At 40.5% G+C, this 8697-nt stretch carries 9 protein-coding genes and 1 pseudogene; 4 read left to right on the forward strand and 6 right to left on the reverse strand.

What is annotated here, in order from left to right; all coding sequences use genetic code 11:
- On the forward strand, positions 1-202 hold a 202-nt coding region (locus tag A7098_RS21990), incomplete at its 5' end, for an IS3 family transposase (RefSeq protein ID WP_157943563.1).
- A gap of 1 nt (position 203) precedes the next feature.
- Positions 204-359, forward strand: a pseudogene (locus A7098_RS21995) (tail fiber assembly protein); the annotation flags it as partial.
- A gap of 234 nt (positions 360-593) precedes the next feature.
- On the opposite strand, the gene A7098_RS24335 reads toward A7098_RS21995, so the two are convergent.
- The 4 genes from A7098_RS24335 to A7098_RS22025 all read right to left on the reverse strand — a co-directional run bounded on the left by A7098_RS24335 (position 594) and on the right by A7098_RS22025 (position 4896).
- Entirely contained in the window at positions 594-2114 is a 1521-nt protein-coding gene (locus tag A7098_RS24335; protein WP_237712299.1) for a glycosyltransferase family 39 protein, read from the reverse strand.
- A 9-nt stretch (positions 2115-2123) separates the two neighbouring features.
- Positions 2124-3038, reverse strand: coding sequence for a glycosyltransferase family 2 protein (locus A7098_RS22015; RefSeq protein ID WP_105281416.1), 915 nt, complete (start codon positions 3036-3038; stop codon positions 2124-2126).
- Entirely contained in the window at positions 3035-3397 is a 363-nt protein-coding gene (locus A7098_RS22020) for a GtrA family protein (RefSeq protein ID WP_000915847.1), read from the reverse strand. Before A7098_RS22020 ends, A7098_RS22015 begins: the two co-directional genes overlap by 4 nt.
- Before the next feature lie 614 nt (positions 3398-4011).
- Positions 4012-4896 carry a LysR family transcriptional regulator gene (locus A7098_RS22025; protein ID WP_032224619.1) on the reverse strand — a complete coding sequence of 295 codons (885 nt, stop codon included), beginning with the start codon at positions 4894-4896 and terminating at the stop codon, positions 4012-4014.
- 98 nt (positions 4897-4994) lie between these two features.
- On the opposite strand from A7098_RS22025, the gene A7098_RS22030 reads away from it, so the two are divergent.
- Both A7098_RS22030 and A7098_RS22035 read left to right on the forward strand, forming a co-directional pair.
- Positions 4995-5717 (forward strand): SDR family oxidoreductase, encoded by a 723-nt coding sequence (locus A7098_RS22030; protein ID WP_032224621.1) that lies wholly within the window; start codon positions 4995-4997, stop codon positions 5715-5717.
- A gap of 221 nt (positions 5718-5938) precedes the next feature.
- Positions 5939-6181 carry a DUF1471 domain-containing protein gene (locus tag A7098_RS22035; protein ID WP_032224623.1) on the forward strand — a complete coding sequence of 81 codons (243 nt, stop codon included), beginning with the start codon at positions 5939-5941 and terminating at the stop codon, positions 6179-6181.
- A gap of 400 nt (positions 6182-6581) precedes the next feature.
- On the opposite strand, the gene ykgR is transcribed toward A7098_RS22035, so the two are convergent.
- On the reverse strand, positions 6582-6683 hold the full coding sequence (gene ykgR, locus A7098_RS24445) for a small membrane protein YkgR (RefSeq protein WP_000662205.1): 102 nt from the start codon (positions 6681-6683) through the stop codon (positions 6582-6584).
- Positions 6684-7192: 509 nt separating this feature from the next.
- Entirely contained in the window at positions 7193-8335 is a 1143-nt protein-coding gene (locus A7098_RS22045; protein ID WP_105281417.1) for an NADH-dependent flavin oxidoreductase, read from the reverse strand.
- Positions 8336-8697: the final 362 nt, after the last annotated feature.

Below are 8697 nucleotides of genomic sequence, written 5' to 3' on the forward strand. Positions count from 1 at the left end.
ACGGTTCTTCAGAAGCCTGAAAACAGAGTGGGTACCGGATAATGGCTACGCGAATTTTAGTGAGGCCAGCACGGCAATAACGAATTACATCACAGGATATTACAGCCAGCTCAGACCTCATCAATATAATGGTGGTTTGACGCCGAATGAATCAGAACGATTGTTCTGGAAAAACTCTAAAGCTGTGGCCAGTTTTTGTTGACCACTACATAGCTCCGCTTCAGGATGCGGTTGATTTAGATATGGCAACAGATGATGAAACGAAACTGTTACTGAAATGGAAAAAATATCGCGTGCTATTGATGCGTGTTGATATAAAAAATACAGAGTGGCCGAAAAAACCAGAGAGCAATCTATAAGAGAAAACTCGTTATTGGATGAAAAACGAGGTGTCTAATTATAACTGTATATGGTTTTTATAATGATACTTCCTTCAAATTTATAGTATCTCATATACTCTAGAATATAGCTCTAAATTAGGATATCGTTGTATACGGCAACCACCCCATTTTTATTTCTGATAGGGATATAACCCGTCGAAAGAGACGGGTTATTCATTCGTTAGTACGTTTTATATAATAGCGGGCAACTTACTATAGGTTAAGTTTTTTGTTAAATACTAGTATTACTCTTTCTTCAAAGTTCAAAACTTCGTCAGGCTTACCTAATTGTTCTTGAATACCTGCAAGGCAGGATGTCATTTCTTTGCATCGTTCGGGTTCGTTAGCTACGGAAACGGCTATAAATTGTCGCTCAGGAGCAGAATTGAACGCCTCCTTGCTATGCCAAGAAGTCAGTGTCTGTTGTCTCACGCCAGTAAAGTCAATTTTCCCCGAATCAGCATTAAAGAAAACAGGAGTTATCTGTATGTCCCCACCAGATAACCAATTTACAGTCATTGACATATCCCAAAAAGAGCCGTACCCATAATGGAGATTATTTTTTTTTAAAAAATCAATGTATGATTTAACAGTCTTCTCCTGATCGTGTAATGGTGATGCATTATTTATGTAAGAGTTAATTGAACTGATTGAAAAAGAAAATGCGATTAGATAAAATAATATCTTTGCTTTTGTTGATGTGCCGATACAACACAATATCAGTGCGAAACAGGTAACATTCATAAAGAAACGCATGCTAATATAATCAGGAGATTTATAGCTCAGTATGAATGATGAGACAATACCTGCGATAGATAATAATGAAAATAACACAATATAAATGCGGTATTTGTTTTTTTTATTATCCGAAAAAACAAACCACGCAGATGTAATAATGGCAATGAACCAAATGACAAATGAGGCGTAAGATGTTGCGTTATTGTCGATAACTAATAAATTAAGACCTTTTCCTATTAATAGAATGCACCATTTTGCATTTAAAATTATATCATTGAGTGATACAATTTCAAATTGATGGGGAGGTATGTCAAGTAGATTTTGCAATACATTGGAAAGAGAGATTAAACATGCAAATAGTATTAATGCAGTATGCTTAAATAATTTTTTATCCCATACGGAGAATAAAAAGTAAGATATTAATAGTGGAATGAAAAATGCAGCCGTAAACCACGGATCGGATACGCTGGAAAATAATGCTGTCAAACTTAAGAGGAGAGTGATAAATATACTTTTATACTGTATGTTGAAAACAGATATAAGCAAGCATAAAAAGCCAAAAGCGTTTGTTGAATTATGAGAAAAAGGATGTGATACAAAACCATAAGTGTATGAAAAATATGATATTAGAGATAGAAGTATAATGGAAACCAAAGCAGGAGTAAACCCGAATGCCTTACGTAGCGTTAACATCGCTGCTATTACTATAGCAATAGAGAAAACTGCAGTTGATAATCTTAATGCTACTAAGCCATCATCACCTAACAGCATAAAAAATAAAAAGTTAATTGGGTAAACGGTGAAATACCAATTATCCACGGTTGGTTTCCAGTCGTGGATTGATGATATACCATTCTCTAAAATATGCCTCCATACAATTGGGCTGTTAGCAACATCCGGTTCAACTGGAAAGTATCTGGTAGTCAACCAAATTATTAGAAGTGCTGATAAAGCCAATAATATTTTTAATGCTGATTGTTTAATACATATGCTCATGGTTATTTTCTACCTTTTCTTTAAAATATACTTAGGTCTTGATTTTGTTTCTAAGTAAATTCTACCTATATATTCTCCGAGAACACCAATCCCGATCAGTTGCACTCCACCCAAGAAAAGTATTGATACAAGCAAGGAGGGATACCCGCGTACAGGGTTACCAAAGACAAGGGTATCTATAATCATCCATGCACCATATAAAAACGAAATGCTTGCAACAAACAAGCCTATATAAGTCCATACGCGAAGAGGAAAGGTTGAAAAACTTGTGATACCTTCCAGTGCCAGATTCCATAATTTCCAGCCATTAAATTTTGAGATGCCAGCAACACGCTCTGCGCGTACATATTCAACGACATCTGTCTGACCACCCACCCAGCTCAGTATGCCTTTCATGAAAAGATTGCGCTCAGGCAATAGTTTAATGTTCTCCACAACCTCACGAGACATGAGTCGAAAATCTCCGACATTTTCCTCGATCTTTGGGGTGCTTATTTTGTTGTGTAACTTATAGAACCACTCAGCTGTCTTACGTTTCAGTCGTCCATCAGTTGAGCGGTCTGAACGTTTCGCAAGCACCATGTCAGCACCAGCCTGCCACTTTTCAATAAGATGAGGGATAACCTCAATAGGGTCTTGCAGGTCGACATCAATAGGAATTACAGCATCGCCGCTTGCATGGTCTAACCCTGCAAATAAGGCTGGTTCTTTACCAAAGTTGCGTGTAAATGACAGCGGAACAACTAGCGGGTCTGAAACAGCCAGCGCGTTAATAATTGACTCTGTGGCATCTTTACTTCCGTCATTTATGAATATAATTTCTACTTCATATGGCTTCAACTCTTGGAATTCACGTACCGTCTTATAGAAAACAGGTATCGCTTCTTCTTCATTGAAGACAGGAACGACAAGAGATATTTTCATTTCGCATCCCTAAAGACAATGAACTTTGAATAGACGAAACCGCACACCAGGCTGATGGCGGAGAAGGTGATAAGAGTGACTATTGGAGGAAGTGAGCATTTATCAGCAGCCCAACCAACAATCGCACTTAATATTCCCATGAATCCCACGTATAACATGTAGCGCATCGCTGTAGTCGATGCTTTGAATGTGAATCTTGCATTCGCGAAGAAGCTAAAGCTCACAGCCACTACGAAACCTGTGAAGTTTGCCAGGGCCTGACTGGTATGTGCGGCATAGATACATACACCAAAAACCACCCAGTGTATAAGTGTGTTCAGCACACCTATAGATGTGTACTTTACAAATAACTTTAACATTTATTTAATCAATGAGCTCTGAAAGGCATGAAGTCTATCATCCAAGTCTCAATTGATCGATACTTGCTATGTCTGATGAGACAAAACTGAGACACATAAGGCCTCACAATGGCTTGCAAGGCTTTACATGTTTTGATGTGGTGGGACGTGAGAGCGCAGTGTTGATGGGATAATCCCTTGAATTACAAGCGGATTCTTATAATTCGTAATGCGAAGGTCGTAGGTTCGACTCCTATTATCGGCACCATTTAAATCAATAAGTTATCTCGCATTTAAGTAAACTACGTTCTCCTCCTGTGCCATATTTGGGACATTTCGACTCATAATTACGTCCAATAGCGCAGTTTGATTTACGATCTTCAGGGTTTATTCATGCTACCCGCGCTGCATATCTACTTGTTGTCATTCAAGATTGATGATGTTCGTGCTGTCTGTAGACGAAAGCGGCAGGAGAGTAAAAATGTCTTTATTTATCATCCGTAACCCATGACGCTTTGCGTTCGGTACAGCAACATGACGAGACTCGGACTTATCAAATTGCAACCCTGGCAATTTATCAAAATACATGCTCTGGCATGAGGCAGTGTAGGTGCAGATAATTAAGCCAATTGCTGTCACCATTCCTTGACGTGGTCAATCAGGGCGCGGAGCTTTGGTGCAATATTGCGACGCTGAGGGAAATACAGATAGAAGCCAGGAAATTGTGGAAGAAAGTTATCAAGCAGAGATACGAGCTTACCACTTTCAATATACGGCCTGAAAGTTTCCTGAGTGGCAATTGTTATGCCTCCGCCGGCAAGAGCCAGCCTCAACATCAGACGCAGATCATTAGTCGTAATCTGCGGTTCAATCGCAAGGTCGAAAGCTCTCCCGTTTTCTTCAAATGGCCAGCGATAAGGCGCAACATCCGGGGATTGACGCCAGCCGATACACTTATGATTCACAAGTTCACGCGGATGAACAGGTGTGCTGTGGGCTGCGAGATAGGAGGGAGAGGCAACCACCATTTCACGCTGCCTGGCGGTAAGGGGAACAGCAATCATGTCTTTTTCAATGACTTCTCCGAGCCTTACGCCAGCATCGTAACCTGCGGCTACGATATCGAATTCCTCATCTGTGACTACAATATCAAGCGTAACGGCGGGATTGGCAGCAGCAAACGAAGCGATTAGCGGACCTGAAAGAAATTCTTCAGCTATCGACGTCACCGCGATTCTGAGAAGTCCACGTGGCATATGGTCAGATACCATTTCTTCGAACGCCGCCTCAATACCGGATAAAGGTAATGACAGCGATTTGTGCAGCCGTTCTCCTGCTTCCGTCAAATTAACTGAGCGCGTGGTCCGCATTACAAGCATTGTCCCGAAAGTATCTTCAAGCCGTCTTATTCCCTGACTGACCGCTGAACGGGTAACGCCCAGTCGTGCGGCGGCTTTACTGAAATTACTCTCTTCTGCTACCGCGATAAAAATGGGTAAAAGATTAAGATCGATTTTCATTGTTTAATGCCGCTAACCACTGAGTACATTGAAAGCAGGATACTGGAACCAATCATAAAGTTCTATTATCTCTCCGAACACATTTGAAGGAGAACGTAATGGATAAGGTCATATTAATCACCGGCGCATCAAGTGGTATTGGGGAAGGTATTGCCAGAGAGTTGGGAACGACAGGTGCGAAGGTTTTACTGGGAGCACGCAGACTTGAGCGGATCGGAGCCATTGCAGCAGAAATCTGTCGCGCAGGCGGTATTGCTAAAGCGCGGGCGTTGGATGTTACAGACCGACAGTCCATGAGCGGTTTTGTGCAAGCTGCGCTGGATAGCTGGGGCCGGGTTGATGTTCTTATCAATAATGCGGGCGTTATGCCGCTTTCACCGCTTGCAGCAGGAAAACAGGATGAATGGGAGCTCACTATTGACGTGAATATCAAGGGCGTGCTTTGGGGAATTGGCGCCGTACTTCCGGTGATGGAAGCACAGGGTTCCGGTCAGATCATCAATCTTGGTTCTATTGGTGCTCTTTCTGTCGTGCCTACTGGCGCAGTCTATTGTGCAACTAAGTTTGCTGTACGGGCTATTTCTGATGGCTTACGGCAGGAAAGTTCGAAAATACGCGTGACCTGCGTAAATCCTGGCGTTGTAGAAAGTGAGCTAGCGTCAAGCATTACCCATGTGGAAACCATGAAGGCAATGGTCGCCTACCGTTCTGTTGCACTTCAACCCGCAGATATAGCTCGTGCAGTAAGGCATATTATTGAATCTCCTGAAAGCGTTGATACAACTGAAATTACCATCAGACCCACTGCGTCTGCAAACTGAAGGATAACGTTAATGTTTACATTCCCGTTTTATTCAATATATCGGGAGGAAAGTTTATATCCCTCTGTCGTGCATAGCAAGATTCACTAAATTATGCATTCTCACCCCGAGGGAGATAGAGTTTTAATTGCAGTAAAATGATTTTATCAGGGAATAAACTGTCGCTTGTTTAATTCCTTTGCATATAAAAAGCCATACTCTTAATTATCAGGATAATAACCATGAATACTACGTATTCTTTAATTGTCATTGCCGCTCTGTCTTTATTGTCCTTCAGTAGCGTCGCTAAAACTGTTACTGCCGTCGGTTCAACCATTGACAGTGCTGAGAAAGAAATATCTTTACAGGCAGAAAAACAAGGAAAATCATATAAAATTCTTGGAGTGTTTTTTAAGAACAGAGTTTATATGATCGCAAAGTTAACACCTGTCAATAAAAAACGCTTTATAAAGCAAATGAATTAAATTGTAATACATTACCAGAAAGCTTGTATATTGATTCAAAATTGTCATTCTTATGGCAATGGAATGCCTGACAAATGACTCTATTCCAACCTACTGTACCAGTTATTCTGCTAATTTTACGGATGCTTCGGTTTGGTGTGCTAAAGTAATATTTGCCACAGTTTTATTTACTCTCTCTTTCGCATTCTATAAATGAACAGGAATAATACATTCTTAAGTGGTTAATGCTGGTGTCATCAATAGGCCAGCATTAATCACAGATGATTATGTTGCCAGTCAGACAGATATTGTTAAACCGTCAAATTCATAATCAACAATTTTTCTTACGCCGCTAAATAGCTTGAAAAGCAGGGGGGTACATATTTTAAATATCACGCAAGTGAATTGTTTTATGATGTTATTAATAGAAATGGAGGAACAAATAGGCGTATTCTACAATTGCAACAAAAACAACGATATTAATCAGTTTATTACTGATTTGCTGTATTTTATTCTCTTTCATTGGTACTTCCTCGCTTTAAAAAAGAGTGCACTTCGTAAGTGCCCTTATATAAATAACGAGTTTGGTCAACCAATTTTTTGAGGTGTATCACAAATTTGAAAAGATGTATCACATCAGCCATCACTTATGACAGCAAAGTCATCGATATACATCACCTGAAATCATCTCCGTGGATGCGTCTGCTCTCATGAGTGACCAATTCTGGCGTCGATTGGCACAGGGGAAACATATCACAACTGTTCAGAATGTCGGATCTCTCAGGGTATTATACAAGATATCGTTATTGGTAATCAGAGGACGTATCGGGTTCTATTAAGCTGTCAACAGTGCCGAATATATGGAATAGTCATTACTGGATTACACCGCAGGCACGCCATATGCAAGAGTGTGCTGCGGCGACGGGTTAATTATCTAAAAGAGTTTGTGAACCTGAACAGAGTTCGAGTTTGCTTGATAGTTTTACTATTATGTGAACAACAGGTTATCGCCTCTCCAAAGGAAATAGATATTTAATCTATTAACGGAAACCAGCCAGTTCCTTTCGATGCCTGAATTTGATCCCATAGTTTATCCGGAATGGTTAATTCAGGAACGCGCTGTGGATTAAGGGTTGTTTGAATTTCATGACTTCTACCTGATTCAGCTAAAGTCACCCATTCTGGATTAATCACCAGCCCTTTACCGATTGCAACAAGTGGCAGGCCAACAGAAATTGCCTCTTGAGCCTGAGACGGCGTGCGTATTTTACCTGCGGCGATTACCGGTACTCTTCCTGCGATATGATTTAAAATCAACTCAATGGTTCGTGATCCATTTGGCGAATCAACGGGGTAGCTATCGTTAACACTGACCAGCGAGGTATGTATATACGAAATACCGGATGAAATTAGCCGGTCCAGGAGTTTATAAGTATCCTCTATCCGCAGCCCCCCTGTTGCAGATTCTTCAGGGGATATTCTGTAACCGATAGCAAAGGGCCTGGTCGCATATTCATAGACTACATTTTTTACTTCCTGTAATACGGCCAGCGGGAAGCGCATACGTCTTTCGAGATCACCTCCCCATCGATCATTACGACGGTTAAAGAGAGGAGAAAAGAAATTCTGCAGAAGGAATCCATGCGCGCCATGAAGTTCAACGCCATCAAAACCTGCTTTAATGGCTCTCTTTGTGACGTCTCCGAATGCTCTGATAGTTTCCTGAATTTCGTTTTCAGTCATTTCCCTGCTTTGTACCACTCTCTTCATAAAATCACCGGATTTTACGCTTGATGCGCTGGCACTAATAACATCGTGATTCGGCACAAGCTCTGGGATAGCTTTATTACCGGCGTGAAAAATCTGCAGGATTGCCGGAGCTCCGCCACTTTTGGCTGCAGCAGCTAATTTTTCAAGGCTGTTAATGAAACGGTCATCATATGCGGCAAATTCATGAGTAAACCCAATGCCGCTTGGCGTGACATAGGTGCATCCTGTTATTACCAGACCAACATTTTGTGAACGGCGTTTATAAAATTCTAGTTCCTGTTCAGAGATGGTTCCATCAGGATTCGCAGACCAGGTCGTCATAGGCGCCATAACGATACGATTACGTAATTTTATTTCTTCTGTCAGCATAAAAGGAGAAAACAATGATGGATATTTGTTTGTCATAGCAATACCTCAGATGTTTATCTGATTGTCAAACTATTTATTTGAAAAGGTTTTTACATGAAGCCGGGGTTATGTATTTTTGATACCTGGCTGTTTAGTTCGATAATTATTATTTAAAGTAAGTTTAAGTATTATTGGTAACTCTACTGGTTTCATTAATTCTTGATTTATTAAACTATATTTATTTCTCGTGCTTAGTAAAAATTTTGGCGCCGGCAATCAAGAATAATACTCTTTAAATTCAACTTATTACCGTAAAGGTGAATATCAGGGAGATAATGTATCTCCCTGCAGTATTCTTATAAATGTTTTTTATAAAAATGAATTAATTTATCGAGCGCCTGTTTCACGTGGTCTGGCTT

The sequence above is a fragment of the Escherichia sp. MOD1-EC7011 genome (genome assembly GCF_002965005.1).
Taxonomy (GTDB): Bacteria; Pseudomonadota; Gammaproteobacteria; order Enterobacterales; family Enterobacteriaceae; genus Escherichia; species Escherichia ruysiae.